Annotated in this window: 20 protein-coding genes; 7 read left to right on the forward strand and 13 right to left on the reverse strand. The window is 63.3% G+C overall.

Annotation, left to right across the window (positions count from 1 at the left end; translation table 11 throughout):
- The first annotated feature begins 62 nt into the window (after nt 1-62).
- From metG to LQV39_RS06670, 6 genes are all read left to right on the forward strand, one after another.
- A complete protein-coding gene (gene metG / locus LQV39_RS06645; RefSeq protein ID WP_230021881.1) occupies nt 63-2231 on the forward strand; it encodes a methionine--tRNA ligase in 2169 nt (722 codons plus the stop codon).
- A 72-nt stretch (nt 2232-2303) separates the two neighbouring features.
- Nucleotides 2304-3620, forward strand: coding sequence for a hypothetical protein (locus tag LQV39_RS06650; RefSeq protein ID WP_230021886.1), 1317 nt, complete (start codon nt 2304-2306; stop codon nt 3618-3620).
- Nucleotides 3621-3667: 47 nt separating this feature from the next.
- Complete coding sequence (locus LQV39_RS06655; protein WP_230021900.1) at nt 3668-3877, forward strand: DUF3460 family protein; 210 nt, start codon at nt 3668-3670, stop codon at nt 3875-3877.
- A 28-nt stretch (nt 3878-3905) separates the two neighbouring features.
- Nucleotides 3906-4793, forward strand: a complete 888-nt coding sequence (locus LQV39_RS06660) for a ScpA family protein (RefSeq protein ID WP_230021915.1) — start codon at nt 3906-3908, stop codon at nt 4791-4793.
- A gap of 16 nt (nt 4794-4809) precedes the next feature.
- Nucleotides 4810-5649, forward strand: coding sequence for a pantoate--beta-alanine ligase (panC, locus tag LQV39_RS06665; protein WP_230021918.1), 840 nt, complete (start codon nt 4810-4812; stop codon nt 5647-5649).
- Between the two features lie 126 nt (nt 5650-5775).
- Nucleotides 5776-6531 (forward strand): flagellar brake protein, encoded by a 756-nt coding sequence (locus tag LQV39_RS06670; RefSeq protein ID WP_230021920.1) that lies wholly within the window; start codon nt 5776-5778, stop codon nt 6529-6531.
- On the opposite strand, the gene LQV39_RS06675 is transcribed toward LQV39_RS06670, so the two are convergent.
- Nucleotides 6506-7921, reverse strand: coding sequence for a PLP-dependent aminotransferase family protein (locus LQV39_RS06675; protein ID WP_230021922.1), 1416 nt, complete (start codon nt 7919-7921; stop codon nt 6506-6508). The genes LQV39_RS06670 and LQV39_RS06675 overlap by 26 nt on opposite strands.
- Before the next feature lie 117 nt (nt 7922-8038).
- Here LQV39_RS06675 and LQV39_RS06680 point away from each other — a divergent pair, with 117 nt between their 5' ends.
- A complete protein-coding gene (locus tag LQV39_RS06680) occupies nt 8039-8257 on the forward strand; it encodes a hypothetical protein (protein ID WP_230021924.1) in 219 nt (72 codons plus the stop codon).
- A gap of 90 nt (nt 8258-8347) precedes the next feature.
- Here LQV39_RS06680 and LQV39_RS06685 read toward each other — a convergent pair whose 3' ends face one another.
- The 12 genes from LQV39_RS06685 to motA all read right to left on the reverse strand — a co-directional run bounded on the left by LQV39_RS06685 (nt 8348) and on the right by motA (nt 18976).
- Entirely contained in the window at nt 8348-9556 is a 1209-nt protein-coding gene (locus LQV39_RS06685) for an EAL and HDOD domain-containing protein (protein ID WP_230021926.1), read from the reverse strand.
- A 61-nt stretch (nt 9557-9617) separates the two neighbouring features.
- Nucleotides 9618-10250 (reverse strand): protein phosphatase CheZ, encoded by a 633-nt coding sequence (gene cheZ / locus LQV39_RS06690; protein WP_230021940.1) that lies wholly within the window; start codon nt 10248-10250, stop codon nt 9618-9620.
- 1 nt (nt 10251) lies between these two features.
- Nucleotides 10252-10641 carry a chemotaxis response regulator CheY gene (gene cheY / locus LQV39_RS06695; protein WP_230021946.1) on the reverse strand — a complete coding sequence of 130 codons (390 nt, stop codon included), beginning with the start codon at nt 10639-10641 and terminating at the stop codon, nt 10252-10254.
- A gap of 122 nt (nt 10642-10763) precedes the next feature.
- Nucleotides 10764-11846, reverse strand: a complete 1083-nt coding sequence (locus tag LQV39_RS06700; RefSeq protein ID WP_230021956.1) for a chemotaxis response regulator protein-glutamate methylesterase — start codon at nt 11844-11846, stop codon at nt 10764-10766.
- Between the two features lie 14 nt (nt 11847-11860).
- On the reverse strand, nt 11861-12460 hold the full coding sequence (gene cheD, locus LQV39_RS06705) for a chemoreceptor glutamine deamidase CheD (RefSeq protein WP_230021959.1): 600 nt from the start codon (nt 12458-12460) through the stop codon (nt 11861-11863).
- Nucleotides 12461-12473: 13 nt separating this feature from the next.
- Entirely contained in the window at nt 12474-13322 is an 849-nt protein-coding gene (locus LQV39_RS06710; RefSeq protein ID WP_230021971.1) for a CheR family methyltransferase, read from the reverse strand.
- Nucleotides 13323-13377: 55 nt separating this feature from the next.
- The gene (locus LQV39_RS06715) at nt 13378-13875 is read right to left on the reverse strand and encodes a chemotaxis protein CheW (RefSeq protein ID WP_230021975.1); all 498 of its coding nucleotides are present in this window, start codon (nt 13873-13875) and stop codon (nt 13378-13380) included.
- Nucleotides 13876-13906: 31 nt separating this feature from the next.
- On the reverse strand, nt 13907-16072 hold the full coding sequence (cheA, locus tag LQV39_RS06720; RefSeq protein WP_230021984.1) for a chemotaxis protein CheA: 2166 nt from the start codon (nt 16070-16072) through the stop codon (nt 13907-13909).
- Nucleotides 16073-16103: 31 nt separating this feature from the next.
- The gene (locus tag LQV39_RS06725) at nt 16104-16469 is read right to left on the reverse strand and encodes a response regulator (protein WP_230021993.1); all 366 of its coding nucleotides are present in this window, start codon (nt 16467-16469) and stop codon (nt 16104-16106) included.
- Nucleotides 16470-16566: 97 nt separating this feature from the next.
- A complete protein-coding gene (locus tag LQV39_RS06730; RefSeq protein ID WP_230022006.1) occupies nt 16567-17115 on the reverse strand; it encodes a chemotaxis protein in 549 nt (182 codons plus the stop codon).
- Nucleotides 17116-17141: 26 nt separating this feature from the next.
- Complete coding sequence (gene motB / locus LQV39_RS06735; protein WP_230022017.1) at nt 17142-18116, reverse strand: flagellar motor protein MotB; 975 nt, start codon at nt 18114-18116, stop codon at nt 17142-17144.
- Nucleotides 18116-18976 carry a flagellar motor stator protein MotA gene (gene motA, locus LQV39_RS06740; RefSeq protein WP_230022026.1) on the reverse strand — a complete coding sequence of 287 codons (861 nt, stop codon included), beginning with the start codon at nt 18974-18976 and terminating at the stop codon, nt 18116-18118. The genes motB and motA overlap by 1 nt, the downstream gene beginning before the upstream one ends.
- Nucleotides 18977-19080: the final 104 nt, after the last annotated feature.

Genomic DNA, 19080 nt, shown 5'->3' on the forward strand with positions numbered 1-19080 from the left:
CGCGTTCAGGGTCATCCGCTGGTAAAATGCCTTTTTTCATATAACGTCCCCTTTCTCCGACCATGACACGCAAGCTGTTCGTCACCACCGCCCTGCCCTACGCCAACGCCGCCTTCCACATCGGCCACATGATGGAATACATCCAGGCCGACATCTGGGTCCGCTTCCAGCGAATGCAGAAGGACGATGGCCAACAGCGCACGGTGCACTTCGTCGGCGCCGACGATACCCACGGCACCCCGATCATGATCGCCGCCGAGAAGGAAGGCGTGACGCCGCAGGAATTCGTGGCCCGCATCGCCGCCGGCCGCGCCCAGTACCTGGACGGCTTCCACATCGCCTTCGACAACTGGTATTCGACCGATTCGCCGGAAAACGTCGAGCTGTCGCAGGGCATCTACTGCAAACTGCGTGATGCCGGCCTCATCTATACCAAGACCGTCGACCGTTTCTACGACCCGACCAAGGGCATGTTCCTGGCCGACCGCAACATCAAGGGCGAGTGCCCGGTCTGCCACGCCAAGGACCAGTACGGCGACAACTGCGAAGTCTGCGGCGCCGCCTACCAGCCGACCGAACTGATCAATCCGTACTCGGTGTTCACCGGCTCGACCCCGATCCTGAAGCCGTCCGAGCAGTACTTCTTCAAGCTGTCCGACCCGCGCTGCTTCCAGTTCCTCAAGGAGTGGCTGAACACCCCGGGCCGCCTGCAGCCGGAAATGGTCAATAAAGTGTCCGAGTGGCTGGGCGAGAACGGCGAAAAGCTGGCCGACTGGGACATCTCCCGCGACGCGCCCTACTTCGGCATCCCGATTCCCGATGCGCCGGGCAAGTTCTTCTACGTCTGGCTGGACGCGCCGGTCGGCTACCTGGCCTCGCTGAAGAATTACTTCGAAAAGAAAGGCCTCGACTACGAAGCCTTCCTGAACGATCCGGCCGCCGAGCAGGTCCACTTCATCGGCAAGGACATCGTCTCCTTCCACCTGCTGTTCTGGCCGGCGATGCTGAATTTCTCGCAGCACCCGGTCATCGACAAGCTGAAGGTCAATGTCCACGGCCACCTGACCGTGAACAACGAAAAGATGTCGAAGTCGCGCGGCACCGGCATTTCGCCGCTGCGCTACCTGGAACTGAAGATGAATCCGGAGTGGCTGCGCTACTACCTGGCATTCAAGCTGAACAGCAAGGTCGAAGACCTGGACTTCACCGGCGAAGACTTCGTCGCCCGCGTGAACAGCGACCTGATCGGCAAGTACGTGAACATCGCCAGCCGCTGCGCCGGCTTCATCGCCAAGAAGTTCGACGGCAAGCTGGCCGCTTCGCTGTCCGATAACGCCCAGCAGTGGATTGCCCGCGCCCTGAACGGCGAACACGGCGAGCGCCAGGCGACGATTGCCGCCAGCTACGAAGCGCGCGAGTTCGGCAAGGCGCTGCGCGAAATCATGGCCATCGCCGACGTGGCCAACCAGTACGTCGACGAAAACAAGCCCTGGCTGCTGGCCAAGGATGAATCCAGGGTCGAAGAGCTGCACGAAGTCTGCACCACCGCCCTGATCCTGTTCCGCCAGCTGAGCATCATGATGTCGCCGGTGCTGCCGCACGTTGCCGCGCGCGTGCAGGAATTCCTGGGCGATGCCGCCTTCACTTGGGAAGACACCCAGGGCGAGAAGGTCTACAACAGCATGCTGGGCCGCACCATCGGCGCCTACAGCCACCTGATGCAGCGCGTGGACGCGAAGATGGTCGAGGACCTGTTCGACAAGCCGGGCGTCGCTACGCCTGCCGTTGCCGCTCCGGCAGCAGCCCCGGCCGCTGCCGAAAAGCCAGCCGCAGCGGCCCCCGCAGCCGACCTGCCGGCAGCCGAAGCCGGCGATATCGAAGAACTGGCCCCGGAAATCTCGATCGACGACTTCACCAGGATCGATCTGCGCGTGGCGAAAATCGTCAATTGTGAGCACGTCGAAGGTTCGAGCAAGCTGCTGCGCCTCACGCTCGACCTGGGTGAAGGCCGCTACCGTAATGTCTTCTCGGGCATCAAGTCGGCCTACCAGCCAGAGCAATTGATCGGCAAGCTGACCGTGATGGTCGCCAACCTGGCGCCGCGCAAGATGAAGTTCGGTATCTCGGAAGGGATGGTGCTGTGCGCTTCGGCCAAGGATGAGAAGGCCGATCCGGGCCTGTATGTGCTGGAGCCGGTGTCGGGTGCCAAGCCTGGCATGCGTATTCGTTAATCGACTATTAATCTGGGCGCAGCGCTGGCATATAATGCGCTGTTTCTTACTTTTGAGTGGTAGAAAAATAAAATGACCGAATACAAAGCCCTTCGACACATCCCGCAAGCGAACCTGTTCCGCCAAGGCGACGTCTTCGTGCTGTTCGGCGAGCTGTTCGGCCGTGGCTACGCGAACGGCCTGATCGACGAAGCGCGCAAGGCCGGCATGACCATCGTGGGCATCACCGTGGGCCGCCGCAACGACGACGGCACCCTGCGCGCCCTGACGGCGGAAGAGCATGCGGAAGCGGAAGACAAGCTGGGCGGCCGCATCATCAATGTGCCGCTGATGGCCGGTTTCGACATGGATGCACCGGCGGGCGAACAGAACCCGACCGAGATGCTGTCCGGCATTACCCTCAAGAGCTGGCAGGAAGACAAGCTGGACTGGGACAAGATCGAACTCTGCCGCCAGGCCGGCGTGGCCCGCTTCACGGAATCGGCCCGCCAGTCGATGGCCGAGATCGACAAGCTGATCCCGGACGGCGCCAACGTCTTCTTCGCTCACACCATGGCCGGCGGCATTCCGCGCATCAAGGCTTTCCTGGCCATTGCCAACCGCATCTACAAAGGCCGCGGCGACCGCTTTATGTCCTCGCGCGCCCTGCTGGACAGCGACCTGGGCAAGCTGATCCTGATGAACTTCGACGAAGTCTCGGCGAATACGCTGAAGTACCTGATCGACGCATCGAGCTCGATCCGCGCCCGCGTCGAGTCGAAGGGCGGCCAGGTCCGCTACACCGCCTACGGCTACCACGGCACCGAAGTGCTGATCGGCGACGAATACAAATGGCAGACCTACACCAACTACACCCAGGGCTACGCCAAGATGCGCCTGGAGTCGATCGCAGAAGCCGCCTGGAAACAGGGCGTGGCCGCGACCGTGTTCAACTGCCCGGAAATCCGCACCAATTCGTCGGACATCTTCGTCGGCGTGGAACTGTCGCTGTTCCCGCTGCTGACCGCACTCAAGAAGGAAGGCGGCGGCGCATGGGCCCAGCAGCAGTGGGATGCCTGCCAGGCCCTGCTGAACGAGGGCGAGACGGTGCAGGGCATCCTGGACAAGCTGGAAAGCTATCTGCAGACCGAGACCAGCGCCGGCTTCCGCAACTTCGAAGCCTGGCCGATGGACAACTCGCCGGAGCTGGCCGACCTCATGATCGGCACCTCGGATGAAATCACTTCGCTGCACCAGGACAAGAAGGCCTTGATCACCGACCACCTGTCCTCGCTGGTGCTGGAAGGCACCGGCCCGCTGATGTTCCACGGCGCGGCCGAGAAGATTGCGCCGGTGCTGTGGCTCAACCACGACATCATCGCCCGCCAGCTGAACGCGCTGCACAAGTAAGCGTTAGAATTTCAGGTTTGCACCTATTCCTTTAAGTAAAGAGCACCATGGGCCTGTTCACGAAACACTCGAATTACGAATCCGACCACACCAAGTTCATCAAGGACCTGAAAGAGAAAACCCCGGGCATGGACCAGCGCCAGGTGGAAGGCCGTTCCCTGCTGTGGGACAAGTCGCCGCTGTCGCTGGACGAGCAGCGCCGCATCGCCGAATCGCGCCTGCGCCAGCAGGCTTATCCGTACCAGACCAAGGTCTGAGCAAAGCAGGCGGCAGAGGCTGACGACGATGGTGCCCGAGCAGGCGTCTCCCGAGGGAGGCGCCGATCCCACGCCGGACGACGGCGCCATCCTTGACGCCGAGCTGCAGTCCTCCCTCGAGGCGCATGATGCGGCCGAGGCCGCCATCGCCCGTCTCTACGGCGAGCCGCTGCTGCGCCTGCCGAACGACCTGTACATCCCGCCCGACGCGCTCGAAGTCTTCCTCGACGCCTTCGAAGGTCCGCTGGACCTGCTGCTCTACCTGATCCGCAAGCAGAACTTCAACATCCTCGACATCCCGATGGCGCAGGTGACCCTGCAATACCTGGAATACGTCGAGCAGATCCGCAAGAGCAACCTGGAACTGGCGGCCGAGTACCTGCTGATGGCGGCCATGCTCATCGAGATCAAGTCGCGCATGCTGCTCCCCAAGCGCCAGGACGAGCTGATCGAGGACGCAGGGGACCCGCGCGCGGAACTGGTGCGGCGCCTGCTGGAATACGAGCAGATCAAGCTGGCGGCCCAGCAAGTTGGCTCCCTGCCCCAGCTCGACCGCGACTTCCAGCGTCCCTCGCTGCCGGTCGAACAGGGTTTGGCCCCTAGCTGGCCGCACGTCAACCCGCACGATTTGCAGCGCGCCTGGATGGACGTGCTGCGCCGCGCGAAGCTGACCCAGCATCACCGGATCGGCCGCGAGGAACTGTCGGTGCGCGAGCACATGTCGGCGATCCTGCGTACACTGCAATCGAACCGCTTCATTGAATTCTCGGAACTGTTCCATGGACAAGCCAGCGTGCCTGTCGTGGTCGTGCACTTCGTGGCCATGCTCGAGCTGGCCAAGGAAACCCTGATCGAAATTACCCAGGCCGAACCATTCGCGCCCATCTATGTCCGGTTGGCCTATTCGCCGGCCTGAGCTTTACAAAGACACCATGAAAATCATCTCCACCATCGACGAACTGCGCGACCAGCTGCGCGGACAACTGCGCACCGCCTTCGTTCCGACCATGGGCAACCTGCATGAAGGCCACCTCTCGCTGATGCGCCTGGCGCGCCGCCACGGCGACCCGGTGGTCGCCTCGATCTTCGTCAACCGCCTGCAGTTCGGCCCGAACGAGGACTTCGACAAATACCCGCGCACCTTCCAGGCCGACGTCGAGAAGCTGGAAAAGGAAGGCGTCTATGTACTGTTCGCGCCGACCGAAAAGGATCTTTATCCGGAGCCGCAGGAATACCGCGTCTTGCCGCCTGACGACCTCGGCAATATCCTCGAAGGCGAGTTCCGTCCCGCGATGTTCCCGGGCGTGTGCACGGTGGTGACCAAGCTGTTCTCCTGCGTGCAGCCGCGCGTGGCCGTGTTCGGCAAGAAGGATTACCAGCAACTCATGATCATCCGTAACATGGCGCGCCAGCTCGCGATGCCGACCGAGATCATCGGCGCCGAGACCTTCCGCGCCGAGGACGGCCTGGCCCTGTCCTCGCGTAATGGCTACCTGTCGACGGAAGAACGCGCCGAGGCGCCTTTCCTCTACCAGACGCTCAACTACGTGGCCGAGCAGACCCGCGGTGGCCACGCCGACCTGCTGGCGCTGGAACAGGACGCGATGGACCGCCTCGCAGCGCGCGGCTGGAAGCCGGATTACGTGTCGATCCGCAGGCGCATGAACCTGCAGCCGCCGACGCGCGAGGAGTATCTTGCCGGTGAGCAACTGGTAGTCCTGAGCGCCGCCAAGCTGGGCAATACCCGGTTGATCGATAATCTGGAGATTTGAGCTCAACTAAGCCACACTACTTTCTTTTTTGAAATTGTCTTGTAGATATTGGCAACTTGCTTTGCTAGAATCTACCGGGCAAGCCTTTTTACCCAAATCACGTAAAAAGATTCAAGGAGTAGTATTTTGACCGACCTGGCCACGACGCAGATCCGGAAGGGTGTGCCCAAGATGTCCGACGCCGTTGCCCGCATTCCGGCGAATGCGGCTTCGCACACCATGACCGATGCCTTCCAGATCTTCGACACCTTGTCGACCCTGGCGCAGACCGGCGAGGCCATCACCGTCTACCCGATGGGCCAGGACTTCGTGATGGCGCGCATCGATGCCGTCGATCCGGATCGCCGTTCCTTCCGGCTCGAACTGGCCTATGACGTCCTCCTCGCCGAAGGCAAGACCGTGTTCGCCGCCTCGCTGGGCGGCAACGCCAAGATCCAGTTCGAGCTCGACGCCAACTGGAGCATCGTGCCGGACCGCGTCCAGGTCGTCGAGCTGCCGCTGCCGGAGGTCTGCCAGGTCCTGAACCGCCGCGCGGAGGCGCGCCTGGAATCCCCACTGGGCGGCAGCTACGGCGCCCGCTTCAGCCTGCTCGGGAAGCCCTTCGAACTGCCGCTGTATGATTTTTCGCTGAGCGGCGTCGGCCTGCGCGCCACAGTGGACCAGTCCTACGAGTTCTATGTCGGCAAGAAGATCGAAGGCGTGGAACTGGAGCTGGGACCGTCGCTGACGATCACCGCCGACCTCGAAGTGCGCCTGCTGCGGCCCTTCCACACCTTCCTTCTCGGGAAGCAGGTGCAGGTCGGGTGCCGGATTTCGAATATTTCGATGCAGATGAAGCAGCGGCTGGAGCGCGCCGTCAGCAAGGTGCAGATGAAGCGCTGAGTTTTTCGAACGGCTCGGGCCGCCGCGCAAGCAGCTGCGACAGCCGTTGAAGACCGGCCTGCAAGCGACCACGGTCCTGGATGCTGCCCAAGGAGATCCGGATTGCATTCACGGCGCCGCTGCTGGTGGCGAATGCCTCGGCCGGCGTGACTGCGATGCCCTCGAGATCGGCTGCACGCGCGAGCTGCGGGGCGGTCCAGTACGCCGGCAACGCGAGCCATACATGCAGCCCGTCATTCGAGCCGTTGTACCGCCCCGCCAGAATATCTCGCGCCATCCGCTGCCGCAGGCGCGCCTCCTTGCGTACGCCTGCCAGTAATCCCTCGGCCGAACCGTCGAGGATCCACTGCGTGGCGAGTGCGGCGCTCAAGGGCGCGGCTATCAGCGCAAACGACCGGAGCGCGACCAGGAAGCGTTCGCGTTCGCGCGGGTCGCGTAGGAGCACGAAGGCGACCCGCAAGCCGGGCGTCAGGCATTTCGACAGGGTCGAGATGTAGACCACCTGTTCCGGGGCAAACCTGGCAATGGGCGGCGGCGGGGCATCGGCAAGCAGCCAGTAGGGATCGTCCTCGACGATGCGCACATTGCAGCGCTTCGCGATGCCGGCGAGCTCCTTGCGCCGCCGTTCCGGCATGGTGCCGGCGGTCGGATTCTGCAAGGTCGGATTGAGGTAGACCAGCCCGGGCCTGTGCCGGCGGCAGGCCTCCTCGAGCATCCCGGGCAGCATCCCGTGTTTGTCCGTCTCCACCGCAACGAGGCGCCGGCCGAATTGGGCCGCTGCCGCGCGCAGGCCGGGATAAGTCATGGGCTCCGCCAGAATCACGTCGCCGGGCGCCGTCAGCGCGAGCATCAAGGCGGCGATCGCGGCTTGCGCGCCCGGACAGACAAGTAGTTGCGCGGCATCCAGCTTTCCAAACATCGGCGCCAGCCACTCGGCGCCTGCCTGACGGTCGGTGTCGCTGCCCCCGCCCAGGTGATAAGTCATCAGCGAGGCATTGTCTGCCCTCATCAGTACCTGCGACAAACCTTGTTTCAGCATGTCGTCGAAGTCCACGCCGTCCGGCGGTGGCGGAGTATTCATGCTCAGGTCGAGGACAGCGGTCAATTCGGCTTTCGGCGCCGCGACATAGGTGCCTCGAGCGCCGCGGCCCTCCAGCAAGTTGCGGCGCCTGGCTTCGTCGTAGGCGCGCGTGATCGTCGTCAGGTCGACGTCCAACTGCGCCGCCAACTGACGCTGCGGAGGCAGACGGTCGCCCGGTTTCAGCGATCCGTCCGCCACCGCCGCCTGCAAGGCATCCGCAATCTGCAAGAAGCGAGGCCCTTTGTTCCTGGCCAATCGCGGCAACCAGATGGGCAACAGATCATCTTGTATGGTTCTCAACTGGGACATTTTGTCTCGATGTATGGATATTGCTTCTAGGTAGAATGCCTCAGAAGCTGCAGCAACACCATCCTTGCATGGCAGTCGCCTGGTTTTTCTCCTCACTCATCTGCATTCGGCAAATTCATGGACTGGATCCCTGTAGTCTTCGTTACCTTCAAGGCACTCGTGCTAGGCACGGGCATGTTCTTCGCTATCAAGTGGCATTACGACCAGGAGATGAAGAAGGGGAAGGAGAAGCGCGCGGTCCTGGGCGCTGCCGGCAAGCTGGCCGCGGTCTTCGTGCTGGCGCTGCTGGGCGTGGGGCTCCTGACCTATGCCCTTGTCTGGATGCTTGGGATGTAAGCGTGGGGAAGTAAGCGCGCCAGTCCCAAAACAAAAGGCCAGTCGATTCAGCTGACTGGCCTTTTGTTCGCTGCTACCTCAACCGGGTAGTCAGGTCGTCACATTCTGCGCCCAGGCAAGCGCACTCAAATGCGCCTTGTTCACGTCAAGCGGGCTGATATCCAGCGACGCCGCCATCGACGCCACCAGCTGCGAATTCAGCTCGCAAGCCTCGGCCAGCGCCAGGTAAGGCCCATAGACCCCGCCCCGCGTCAGCAGCGCGCGCACCACCTCGTCCGGCAGCTGGATGGTGTCCAGCACTTCCTTCATCGGCAGGCCCAGCAGGCGGTCCAGCAGCGAGAACATGCCGGCCACGAACAGGTATTCGCCTTCGGCGCGCGGCAGGAATTTCTGGCCCAGCAGTTCGCACAGGCGGGCGCGCACGACCGCGGTTTCCATCAGCACCGGCGAGTAGCCGCTCGAGCTGGCGGTGGCCAGCAGCAGCACCAGCCAGCGGTACAGCGGCGCGTAGCCGAGCATGGCGATCGCCTGGCGCAGCGACTCGATCTGGCGGCCGGCGCCGAAGCCGGCGGAATTGATGAAGCGCAGGAGCTTGTAGATCAGCGCCGGGTCGCGCTTGAGCACGGCCTCGATCTTGGGCACGTCCTCGTTGTTCTGCACCATCTGCATCAGCTGCAGGATGATGGCCTGGGCCGGGTTCATGCCCTTGGTATTGCCGCCGTCGCGCGGGGTCAGGTGCAGCTTGCCGACGAAGGCGTCCAGGCCGAGCGCGGCGCAGGCGTCGAAGTCGGCCCAGGTGGCCACCGGCCGGCCCACCATGCGCAGGGTCGAGGCCTTGGCCGCGGCATAGGTGCGGGCCTGGGTGGCGACGTCGGCGCCGGTGAAGCGCACTTCGGCGTAGGAGGCGACGGGGGACAGGTTCTTGCCCAGCAGGTCCAGGTTGGCGCCGCGCAGGGAGATGCCGACGCCGCCGGCGCGCAGGGCCTGCACGGCGGCGCGGGTGTCGTTGTTCGCGAGTTCGCGGGTGCTCATCGACAGCACGGTGCGCTCCGGCGGCAGCGCGTGCAGGGCGTCGGTCGAGAGCATGGCCGGGACGGCGTCGATGAACAGCAGCTTGTCGCGCAGCAGCCAGTTCTGGTCTGCGTCGACCAGGTGCTCGGCGACGAAACCGACCAGCGATTCAAGGTCGGCCGGGCCCACTTCCCTGCCGTTCTGCTGCTGCCAGCAGAGTTCATAACCAATTACACGCTGCTTGGGATCGAGCAGAGGTTCACGGACGATGAAGTTGGTCTGATGCATTTGATAACAATCGCCGGTAAAACAGGGGATGATGCGCCGTCCGCTGGCGCATCAGGGGAACTCAGAACCCGAGGCTGTCGAGCAGGTCGTCGACCTGGCCCTGGTCGGCCACTACTTCGGTATTGCCTTCGGGGTTGATCTGCGGGCCGTTCAGCAGGCTGTTGTCGAACTCGCGCTTGACCTCGGCCGGCGCGAAATCGACCAGCATCTGCACCAGCTGCTTTTCCAGGTTCTGGGCGATGCCGGTGATACGCTTGATCACCTGGCCGGTCAGATCCTGGAAGTCCTGGGCCATCATGATGTCCATCAGGTGGCCCTTGGTGGCGCCGACCGCGCTGCGCGATTCGTCCAGCGATGCAATGGTGCGTTCGGCCAGCGCGCGCCACTCGGCGCTGCCCTCGCCGCTGTCCAGCAGCGACTGCCAGGAAGCCGACAGTTCCACGGCCGAAGCATCGATCCCGTCCTGCAGCGGCGACGCGGCGTCGGTCGCGTCCAGCACCCGCTTGGCGGCATCTTCCGACAGGCGCGCCACGTAGTCGAGGCGGTCGCGCGCATCCGGGATGTCGCTGGCAGCCTTTTCGATCAGCTTGTCCAGGCCCAGTCCGCGCAGGCTCTCGTGGAGCGCGCGGGTCATGTGCCCGATCCGGCTCAGGACCTCGTCGTTCGAGCCCGAGTCGGCCGTGTGCTCAGTCATTTTACTTCCCCATCTTTTCGAAAATCTTGTTCAGCTTTTCGTCGAGGGTGGCGGCGGTGAAGGGCTTCACCACATAGCCATTGGCGCCCGCTTGCGCGGCCGCGATGATGTTTTCCTTCTTCGCTTCGGCGGTCACCATCAGCACCGGCAGGCCGGCCAGCGCGGGATCGGCACGGATGTTCTGCAGCATGGTCAGGCCGTCCATGTTCGGCATGTTCCAGTCCGACACCACGAAGTCGAACTGCTCGCTGCGCAGCTTGGCCAGGGCCATCACGCCGTCTTCGGCTTCGTCAACGTTGGCGTAACCCAGTTCCTTCAACAGATTCCGCACGATGCGACGCATCGTCGAGAAATCGTCAACAACTAAAAAACGCATCTTTGGATCAGCCATGAAAAACTCCGTGTTACTTTATCTGTATGTTGGTTGGACTTCGACACTGCGAAAGCAGGCCTAAGCATAGCATTTTTGTTGCTCTGCGGCGATAAAACCGAGGGTAAAGCGGTATTCGCGGATCAAACGCGCAACGCGCGGCCGCCGTGTGTTGCAAGATGGCCAAGGACCATACCCGGCAAGGCTGTCAGCGCGCCTACTTCGTGCGTGGCGCCGACCGCAATCGCCTCGCGCGGCATGCCGAACACGACGCAGGACGCCTCGTCCTGGGCGAAATTGTAAGCCCCCGCCCCCTTCATCTCCAGCATACCCTGTGCGCCGTCTTTTCCCATGCCCGTCAGGATCACCCCGACCGCATTTTTACCGGCTGCCTGCGCAGCCGAACGGAACAGCACGTCCACCGAAGGACGGTGGCGGTTGACCGGGTCGGTCTGCTCGATCCGGGTCATGTAGTTGGCGCCGGAGCGGGTCAGCAGCAGATGCGAATGGCCGGGCGCGATGTAGGCGTGGCCCGGCAGGACGCGCTCGTTGCCCTGGGCTTCGCTGACGCTGATCTTGCACAGCGAATCGAGACGCTTGGCGAAGGAGCTCGTGAACCCTTCCGGCATGTGCTGGGCGATCAGGATGCCCGGGCAGTCGGACGGCATCTGCATCAGGAATTCGCGGATCGCCTCGGTGCCGCCGGTGGAGGCGCCGATGATGATCAGTTTTTCCGACGAAGTCAGCGGGCTGCGCAGCTGCGGCAGCTGGGCGCTGGGCGCCGGCGCGTGCAGGGTGCGCGGCTTCAGGCGCGCGCGGGCGGCGCCGCGGATCTTGTCGGCGATGAGTTCCGTGTACTCGCGCATCCCGGTCTGGATCGAGATCTTCGGCTTGGTCACGAAGTCGACGGCGCCCAGTTCCAGCGCGCGCATGGTGATCTCGGAGCCGCGCTCGGTCAGCGAGGACACCATCAGCACCGGCATCGGGCGCAGGCGCATCAGCTTTTCGAGGAAGTCGAGGCCGTCCATCTTCGGCATCTCGACGTCGAGCGTGAGCACGTCGGGATTGGTGCGCTTGATCAGGTCGCGCGCAACCAGCGGATCGGGCGCGACGCCGACCACTTCCATGTCCGGCTGCGAGTTGACGATCTCGGTCATCACGCTGCGGATCAGGGCGGAATCGTCGACGATCACGACCTTGATCTTGTTGTTCGTAGTTGCCAACATGGCGGGCCCTTTCGTCAGAACAGGTCGATGTCGCCGCCCACCGGGGCGACCTTGAGGCGGCTGGCGTAATCGAGCTCGCGCTTCGCCAGCGTGTCGTTATGGGTTTGCATCAGCTTCTTGACCAGCACCTTGCCGGTGCGCGGGAAGAAGTACACCTTGCGCGGGTAGATGTCGTTCAGGTCTTCGGCCAGCACCGGAATGCGTTCCGTCTTCAGGAACTGCATCACGAAGGCGGCATTGCGCTCGCCCACGTTCATGGCCGAGAAGCCGCGCAGCACGGCGCCGCCGCCGAACACTTTCGCTTCCAGGTGCTCGCGGCGCGCGCCGGCCTTCAGCAGATCGTTGATCAGCACTTCCATCGCATAGGTCCCGTAGCGCATCGAGGCCGAGACCGGATTGTTCGGGTCGCCGCCGTCCGGCAGCATGAAGTGGTTCATGCCGCCCAGGCCTTTCACGCGGTCGCGGATGCAGGCCGAGACGCAGGAGCCCAGCACGGTCACGATCAGCATGTCCTTGGGCGTGTAGTAGTACTCGCCCGGCAGGATCTTGGCGGCGTCGCAGTCGAAGGTGCGGTCGTAGTAGACGTTGGTGGCGAATTGGCTGTTCGTATCCATGGCGGTGCTTCTTTTAACCTAATTCGTACACGGTCTTGCCGCGCAGGCGCAGCGAGTCGGACACATACAGGAAATTCTCGGAATGGCCCGCGAACAGCAGTGCGTCCGGCTTCATCAGGGGCACGAAGCGCGACAGGATCTTGCGCTGGGTGGCCTTGTCGAAGTAGATCATCACGTTGCGGCAGAAGATCGTGTCGAACGGACCTTTCAGGTCCCAGCCGTCGGCCAGCAGGTTGAGCTGGCGGAAAGTGACCAGGCTGCGCAGCTCGGGGCGAATCCGCACCAGTCCCTCCTGGGCGCCCTTCCCCTTCAGGAAAAAGCGGCGCTTGCGCTCGACCTCGAGCTTGTCGAGGCGTTCGATCGGATAGACGCCGGCGCTGGCGGTCGCCAGCACATTGGTGTCGATGTCGGTCGCGATGATGGAGACCGGGGGCGTCAGCGTATTGAACGCCTCGCACAGGGTCATCGCGATCGAGTAGGGTTCCTCGCCGGTCGAGCTGGCGGAACACCAGATCGTCAGCGGCGTGCCCGGATGCTGGCGGCGCGCCTTGAGCGCATGCTCGGCCAGCAGCGGGAAGTGATGGGCCTCGCGGAAGAACGAGGTCAGGTTGGTGGTCAGCGCATTCGTGAAGGATTCCCACTCGGCCGGCATCTTTCCGGCTTCGAGGCCGTCCAGATAGCGCACGAAGGACTCGATGCCGGTCGCGCGCAGGCGGCGCGCGAGACGGCTGTAGACCATTTCCTGCTTGCTGTCGGCGAGCGAAATGCCGGCGCGCTGGTAGATCAGCCCGCGCACGCGCTCGAAGTCGCCGCGCGTGAACTCGAATTCCTTGCCGGTTTCCTGCTTGGTATGAAGCGGCACGTTATTACCCTTGGGTGTGAAAAATGAAGCCAGCCCTGCGCCGCGATTCCGGTTCTTACGCTGCCATCTTGTCGATCAGGCCCATCTCGCTGGACGACATCAGACGGTCGATGTCGATCAGGATCAGCATGCGCTCGTCGACGGTGCCGAGGCCCATCAGGTAGTCGGAATTGAAGGCGGTGCCCATTTCCGGCGCCGGCTTGATCTGGTCCGGCGTCAGGGTGGTGACGTCCGACACGCTGTCCACGACCATGCCCATGATGCGGCCGCCGATGTTCAGGATGATCACGACGGTGAACTGGTCGTAGGTCGGGGTGCCGAGGTTGAACTTGATGCGCATGTCGACCACCGGAATGATGATGCCACGCAGATTGATCACGCCCTTGATGAATTCGGGGGCATTGGCGATGCGGGTCACGGCTTCGTAGCCGCGGATCTCCTGCACCTTCAGGATGTCGATGCCGTATTCCTCGGAGCCGAGGGTGAAGGCGAGGTATTCGCTGCCGCTGCCGTCGCGCGCGTCGGCGGGCTTGGTGGTCTGTTGATTGGACATGGCGGTTCCTAAGTTCAGGTTGATTTCAATGTTATGAGACGACGGTATCGTCCGTCAGCTGACGCGAAGAGCGCAGCAGCGCCGCCACGTCGAGGATCAGCGCCACGCCGCCATCGCCGAGGATGGTGGCGCCGGAGATCCCGGCCACCTTGCGGTAGTTCGATTCGAGGTTCTTCACCACGACCTGCTGCTGCCCCACCAGTTCGTCGACGAACAGCGCGGCCTTGCGCCCTTCCGCTTCGAGGATCACGAGGATGCCTTCGGCCGGATCGACGATGCGCGGCTCGATGTTGAACATCTGGTACAGCGGAATCAGGGGCAGGTACTCGCCGCGCACCTTGACCACGCGGCCCTGGCCGGCGATCTCCTTGACGTCGCTTCTCGCCGGCTGCAGCGACTCGACCACGAAGCCGAGCGGCAGGATGTAGATCTCCTCGCCGGAGCGGATCGACATGCCGTCCAGGATCGCCAGCGTCAGCGGCAGCGAAATCAGGATGGTGGTGCCGAAGCCCTTGGCCGAGCGGATGTCGATGGTGCCGCCCATCTGCGTGATGTTACGCTTGACGACGTCCATGCCGACCCCGCGTCCGGACACGTCGGTGACGATTTCCGCGGTCGAAAAGCCAGGCGCGAAGATCAGCTGCCAGACATCGGCGTCGCTCATGTTCTCGGAAACCGGCAGGCCGTTCTGCTTCGCCTTGGCCAGGATGCGCTCGCGATTCAGGCCACCGCCGTCGTCGGCGACTTCGATCACGATATTGCCGCCCTGGTGGGCTGCGGACAGGAACAGGCGGCCCGACTCCGACTTGCCGGCGGCCACGCGGGCGGCCGGCATCTCGATGCCGTGGTCGATCGAATTGCGCACCAGGTGGGTCAGCGGATCGACAATGCGCTCGATCAGGCCCTTGTCCAGTTCCGTCGCCGCGCCGTTGGTGATGAAGTCGACCTTCTTGCCCAGCTTGGAGGCCAGGTCGCGCACCATGCGCGGGAAGCGCGAGAACACGAAGTCCATCGGCATCATGCGGATCGACATCACCGCTTCCTGCAGGTCGCGGGTATTGCGGGTCAACTGGGACACCGACGCCAGCAGGCGCTGGTGGACCATCGGATCGAGGCCGTCGCTGCGCTGCTCGATCATGGCCTGGGTGATCACCAGTTCGCCGACCAGGTTGATCAGCTGGTCGACCTTCTCGATCGAGACGCGGATCGAGCTCGATTCGGAGCCTGCAGGCGCCCCCTCGATGTTTTTCCTGGCGGCCTTCTTCTCGGCAGCGACCTCGGTCACTTCCAGCGCTTCCGGGCGGTTCTCCACCACGACCGGCTTCGCCGTTTCGGCCACGATGCCGGCCTCGCGGCGGATCTGTTCGATCGGCTGGAAGAAGCCGTAGCCGCGCTCGTCGTCGGACTGCTCGGCTTGTTCACCCTCGGCCGGTTCGTTCGGGTCAAAGAAGCCGTAGCCCTGCTCGTCCTCGATGCGGGCACGCTCTGCGGCCTCGATGGCGCGCTGCTCGGGGGTGAGCGGCGGCGCTTCGAAAATCTTCAGGTCATCGGGATCCAGCACGAAGGAGCAGATCGCGACGATGTCATCCAGGCCCTCGTGGGTCATGATGATCAGGGCGCTGCGGCCGCCGGCCAGCGGCGTGACCGACACGCGGCCCAGCAGGCCGAGTTCGTCGACCAGCGCATTCACGTCGCGCTGCGGGATGTCCGGCAACTCGATCTTGTAGCGGTGCGCGCCCTCCTGCACTTCCTGCTTCTGCTCGGCGTGCAGGAAGGATGGCACGGTCGGCTGGTGCGTGGCCACGATGACGCCTTCGGACAGATCGTGCAGCATCATGCGCACGTTGGCCACGGCTTCCTGGTCGACCGTCGCGCCGTTGCGGTGGCCGTCGAGCTGCATCTTGAGGATATCCTTGGCCGCCAGGAAGGCGTCCACGTGCTGCGCCGTCAGGGACATCTCGCCCTTGCGGATGCGGTCCAGCAGCGACTCCAGCACGTGGGTCACTTCGCTCATGTCGTTCAGGCCGAAGGTCGACGCCCCGCCCTTGATGGAATGGGCGGTGCGGAAGATCGCGTTCAGGTCTTCCGCGTCCGGCGCGGCGATATCGACGGCCAGCAGCAGACGCTCCTTCTCGGCGAGGAGCTCTTCCGCCTCGTCGAAAAAGACCTGGTAGAACTGGCTGATGTCGATGGTCATGATTGTCGCTTATCGCTTGTCGCTGATCGGCTTAGCCGATGACTTTCTTGACCACCTCGATCAGGCGCTGCGGATCGAAGGGCTTGACCAGCCAGCCATTCGCGCCGGCGGCACGGCCCTTCGATTTCATCTCGTCCGACGATTCGGTGGTGAGCATCAGGATCGGCACCTTGGCATAGGTCGGCAGGCCGCGCAGCGACTTGATCAGGGTGAGTCCATCCATCTTCGGCATGTTCTGGTCGGTCAGGACCAGGTCGACGGCCTGCTGCTTGGCCTTGTCGAGGCCATCCTGGCCATCGACCGCCTCGATCACCTGGTAGCCGGCGGCCTTCAGGCTGAACGCCACCATCTGGCGCAGGGAACTGGAATCGTCAACCGCAAGAATCGTTTTAGCCATGTTATGTGTGCTCCAGAGGGGTCAGAGCCCGGTTCTTCTTTTAAAAGGGGCTCTGACCCCGGTTTTAGTTAGTTAGCGTTTATTTAGTCAGACGAAATCAGAACAGCTCGACATCACCACTCTCGAGATGCCGCTGCTCCACCGACTTCCTCAGCATGCTGCGCAGCTCCAGCGACTGGATCGCCAGCGCCATGCTCACCTTGCCCAGGCGCTCGACGATTTCCTCGCTGTGGCTGTCCGGCGCGATGTCGGCGCCGTGCTCGCTGAGCGTGGTCAGGAATTCGCGCAGGCCGCTCACCCGGCGCAGCGTGCGGTCGAGCAGCTGGCTGGTCATGTCCTGGAACTGCATGCTGGTGATGGCCGTGTTCACGTGCAGGCCGATCTCGCCCGACATGCCGGTCAGCTTCTCGCTTTCCTCGGCCGACGGCGCCTCGCCCGCCAGCAGGCGGTTGATGCTCTGCTGGCGCGCATCCACCGCCTGGTGGATCGCCATGAAACTGGAGGTCAGCTTTTCGACGGCTTCCTCGAGCAGCAGCGTGGTCTGCACCAGGTCGGTCTCGACCTCGTTCAGGTGGCGCCGGCCGTGGTCGGAAACGCCCGACAGCAGGCGCTTCACGTGCGACCCTAAAATCTTTTTTCTTGTCATTGAGTCCTCCAGAACTATCGCACGCCCTACTTCGCCGCTTCCTGCTCCGGCGCGGCCAGGCCGCCACCGGTTGCAGCCGCCACCGCTTTCACCGCGCCGTCGGCATCGGCCGGGACGTCGAGCGAATTGCTGCCGCTGCCGCCGTCGCGCAGCACCGCTTCCTCGGTGCGCTTGTTCATCACCAGGATGCTGATGCGGCGGTTGACCGGATTGAACGGATCCTTGCGGTCCAGGTGGTTGGCGGCCGCCAGGCCCACCACGCGCAGGATCTTGTCGTCGGCCAGGCCGCCGCGCACCAGTTCGCGGCGCGAGGCGTTGGCGCGGTCGGCCGACAGTTCCCAGTTGGTGTAGCCGCTCGCCGTCATGTAAGGCGTCGAATCGGTATGGCCCGACAGGCTCAGTTTGTTCGGCACGTCGTTCAGCACCAGCGCCAGCACGTCGAGGATGTCGCGGGTATAGGGCTGCAGCTCGGCCCTGGCGCTCTCGAACATCGGGCGGTTCTTCTCGTCGACGATCTGGATGCGCAGGCCTTCGCTGGTGACGTCGAGCAGCAGCTGGTTCTTGTACTTCTTCAGCTGCGGATTGGCCTCGATGGTCGACTCGATCTTCTGCTTCAGCTTCGCCAGGCGCTCGGCTTCTTCGTGCTCGAGGGCTGCGCGCGCCGCTTTCAGGTCGTAGGTTTTCTTGTCCGCCGGGGTATCGCCCTTCTTGACCTGGCCGTTACGGCGCGTCAGGTCCTGGCCGCCGCCCTGCAGGATCGAGGCGCTGTCGCCGCTGCCCGAACCGCCCTGCATGGCCACCTTCAGCGGCGTCTTGAAGTAGTTGGCGATGCCTTCCATGTCGCCCTTGGTGGTCGAACCGAGCAGCCACATGAGCAGGAAGAAGGCCATCATCGCCGTCACGAAGTCGGCATACGCGATCTTCCAGGCGCCGCCATGGTGTCCATGGCCGCCCTTCTTGATCTTCTTGACGATAATCGGCCGCTGGCCTTCATCAGCCATTACTTGCTCTTCGCTTTCTTGATGTGGTCTTCGAGTTCGGCGAAGGTCGGGCGCTCGGTCGAGTACAGGACCTTGCGCCCGAATTCGACCGCCAGCGCCGGCGCGTAGCCGTTCAGGCTTGCCAGCAGCGTGACTTTCACGGTCTGGAACATCTTGGTCGATTCCTCCAGTTTCTGCTCCAGCAGGCTGGCCAGCGGGCCGACGAAGCCGTAGGCCAGCAGGATGCCGAGGAAGGTACCGACCAGCGCGTGCGCGATCAGCATGCCCAGCTCGGCCGGCGGCGCGCCGACCGATTCCATGGTGTGCACCACGCCCATCACCGCGGCCACGATGCCGAATGCCGGCAGGCCATCGCCCAGCTTGGCGATGCACTGCGCCGGGACGTGGCCCTCATGATGGTGGGTCTCGATCTCGTTGTCCATCAGGTTTTCGATCTGGAAGGCATCCATGTTGCCGGAAACCATCAAACGCAGGTAATCGGTGATGAATTCGACCACATGGTGGTCAGCCAGCACCATCGGGTATTTCGAGAACACCGGGCTCTGCTCCGGACTTTCGATATCGCCCTCGATCGACATCAGGCCCTCCTTGCGGACCTTGGACAGGACGTCGAACATCAGCGACATCAGCTCCATGTACATCTCGCGCGTGTACTTCGAGCCCTTGAACAGGCTCGGCAGCGCGCCGATGGTCGCCTTGACCGCCTTCGGCGTATTGCCGACAAAGAAGGCGCCGACCGCGGCGCCGCCGATCATCAGCACCTCCAGCGGCTGCATGAGCGCGGCCACGTGGCCACCGCTCAGCACGAAACCGCCAATTACGGACGCAACGACGACGATGTAACCAATAATGACAAACACGGGACTCCCGATCTATGAGACCGGGAACATACCCGGTTGAAATATTTACGTAGGGAACTAGATTAGCTTGAGAATGGACTACGGGCAAGTAAAACTGCCCGGAA

Source organism: Massilia sp. Bi118, from assembly GCF_918697865.1.
Taxonomy (GTDB): Bacteria; Pseudomonadota; Gammaproteobacteria; order Burkholderiales; family Burkholderiaceae_D; genus Telluria.

What these genes read in the sequence shown, in the direction of transcription:
- panC (WP_230021918.1), top strand. Translation starts at nt 4,810, where the DNA reads ATGAAAATCATCTCCACCATCGACGAACTGCGCGACCAGCTGCGCGGA.
- LQV39_RS06700 (WP_230021956.1), bottom strand. Translation starts at nt 11,846, where the DNA reads ATGTTGGCAACTACGAACAACAAGATCAAGGTCGTGATCGTCGACGAT.
- LQV39_RS06680 (WP_230021924.1), top strand. Translation starts at nt 8,039, where the DNA reads ATGGACTGGATCCCTGTAGTCTTCGTTACCTTCAAGGCACTCGTGCTA.
- motB (WP_230022017.1), bottom strand. Translation starts at nt 18,116, where the DNA reads ATGGCTGATGAAGGCCAGCGGCCGATTATCGTCAAGAAGATCAAGAAG.
- LQV39_RS06655 (WP_230021900.1), top strand. Translation starts at nt 3,668, where the DNA reads ATGGGCCTGTTCACGAAACACTCGAATTACGAATCCGACCACACCAAG.
- cheA (WP_230021984.1), bottom strand. Translation starts at nt 16,072, where the DNA reads ATGACCATCGACATCAGCCAGTTCTACCAGGTCTTTTTCGACGAGGCG.
- metG (WP_230021881.1), top strand. Translation starts at nt 63, where the DNA reads ATGACACGCAAGCTGTTCGTCACCACCGCCCTGCCCTACGCCAACGCC.
- LQV39_RS06650 (WP_230021886.1), top strand. Translation starts at nt 2,304, where the DNA reads ATGACCGAATACAAAGCCCTTCGACACATCCCGCAAGCGAACCTGTTC.
- LQV39_RS06730 (WP_230022006.1), bottom strand. Translation starts at nt 17,115, where the DNA reads ATGACAAGAAAAAAGATTTTAGGGTCGCACGTGAAGCGCCTGCTGTCG.
- LQV39_RS06685 (WP_230021926.1), bottom strand. Translation starts at nt 9,556, where the DNA reads ATGCATCAGACCAACTTCATCGTCCGTGAACCTCTGCTCGATCCCAAG.
- cheZ (WP_230021940.1), bottom strand. Translation starts at nt 10,250, where the DNA reads ATGACTGAGCACACGGCCGACTCGGGCTCGAACGACGAGGTCCTGAGC.
- cheD (WP_230021959.1), bottom strand. Translation starts at nt 12,460, where the DNA reads ATGGATACGAACAGCCAATTCGCCACCAACGTCTACTACGACCGCACC.
- LQV39_RS06675 (WP_230021922.1), bottom strand. Translation starts at nt 7,921, where the DNA reads ATGTCCCAGTTGAGAACCATACAAGATGATCTGTTGCCCATCTGGTTG.
- cheY (WP_230021946.1), bottom strand. Translation starts at nt 10,641, where the DNA reads ATGGCTGATCCAAAGATGCGTTTTTTAGTTGTTGACGATTTCTCGACG.
- LQV39_RS06725 (WP_230021993.1), bottom strand. Translation starts at nt 16,469, where the DNA reads ATGGCTAAAACGATTCTTGCGGTTGACGATTCCAGTTCCCTGCGCCAG.
- LQV39_RS06660 (WP_230021915.1), top strand. Translation starts at nt 3,906, where the DNA reads ATGGTGCCCGAGCAGGCGTCTCCCGAGGGAGGCGCCGATCCCACGCCG.
- LQV39_RS06715 (WP_230021975.1), bottom strand. Translation starts at nt 13,875, where the DNA reads ATGTCCAATCAACAGACCACCAAGCCCGCCGACGCGCGCGACGGCAGC.